The organism is Noviherbaspirillum pedocola, assembly GCF_016632335.1.
GTDB classification, from domain to species: domain Bacteria; phylum Pseudomonadota; class Gammaproteobacteria; order Burkholderiales; family Burkholderiaceae_D; genus Noviherbaspirillum_A; species Noviherbaspirillum_A pedocola.
The window spans coordinates 1-1,143 of sequence record NZ_JAEPBG010000079.1 but is presented as its reverse complement, the minus strand read 5'-3'; the positions used below and the strand labels follow the sequence as shown (position 1 = coordinate 1,143).

The 1,143-nt window shown below is 55.7% G+C and carries 2 protein-coding genes; both read right to left on the bottom strand.

From position 1 onward, the window contains the following. Positions 1 to 549, bottom strand: coding sequence for a transposase (locus tag JJB74_RS32975; RefSeq protein WP_200598773.1), 549 nt, complete (start codon positions 547 to 549; stop codon positions 1 to 3). Positions 550 to 553: 4 nt separating this feature from the next. Beyond that, positions 554 to 1,072 (bottom strand): helix-turn-helix domain-containing protein, encoded by a 519-nt coding sequence (locus JJB74_RS32970; protein ID WP_200598772.1) that lies wholly within the window; start codon positions 1,070 to 1,072, stop codon positions 554 to 556. Positions 1,073 to 1,143: the final 71 nt, after the last annotated feature.

Here is a 1,143-nt window from a genome sequence, read left to right as displayed (position 1 = left end):
CTAAGCAGGTACGCAAAAGTCTTTTGAAAAGACATGCTTCAACCAAAAGTGAGGGGATAGTACGCCGGAAGCCCGCAATGCTTCCTTATTCGATAGACTGCGCAAATACGTGATGAACGAGTCAGCCTGTTCATCGATGTTCGTGTATTGCTTGTTGGCGCTCATCGCATCTTTGCCTTGTCCCCATAGGGTGTCCATCGGGTTGAGCTCCGGAGCCCGTTTTGGTAGCCAAAGCAACCGAATCCCCAGTTGACCCGCCAAAGCGCGCGACTCGTTCGCCGTATGGCTTCTGTCGCTATCCAAAAGGATCGTCACTTGCCAGCCGCGATAGTGCCGATGCACTTGATGCAAGAACGCCTGGAAGTCTTGCGCACGTTGATGCCGCCGGATTTGGAACAGGCGATGGCCCGTCGCCAGATTCATGCAGCCGAATACCACGCGGCGGGCATTCCAGCCGCTTAACATCACCCGTGCTGGCTGGCCGCGTGGTGACCACATCGCCCGCAACGGCGGAAACAGCAGCAGATCTGTCTCGTCTTCGACCAACACGACGCTACGCTGGGGCAAACCAGATAGGATGCGACGAATTTGGCGTTTTTTTCTCTCGCTGCGGATCAGGCGCCAGGACGTAGCGCGGCCGCTTCCACACATAGCCCAACTCATGCAGCCGGCGGCGTATCGTGTCTGCTGAATACTGCTTCCCGGTGCTCTGTCGTAACTGGTTCCTCAATAGAGGAACAGTCCAGTGTGTCGCATAGTAGCCGTACCACTCCGGTGGAAGCAGCATCAGCGTTCTCAGCAACGCTTCAATCACTTCCCCAGTACAAGAAGGGCGCCCTGTCCGGGGTGCATCGCTCAGTTCGCACTCATCGCCCGCTTGCTGGAAGCGCGTAAGCCAGTTGTAGACACTCTGGTTGCTCACGCCAAGTAACTCTGCAATCTCGCTTACTGACGTACCGCGATCGAATTCCAACACAGCCAGCAAACGCCGGTAGAGCCGAACATCATGGGTTTGTCGCAGCCTGGTTCGGATCTTTCGCCGCTGGCTTGCCGTCAGCTTCAACTCTCTCATGGTGTCTTCCTCGCGCTCCATGAAGACCATGAGTACAGTCTATTTCAAAAGACTTTTGCGTACCTGCTTAG

Coding starts and splice junctions, on each gene's coding strand:
- JJB74_RS32970 (WP_200598772.1), bottom strand. CDS start 1,072: ATGAGAGAGTTGAAGCTGACGGCAAGCCAGCGGCGAAAGATCCGAACC.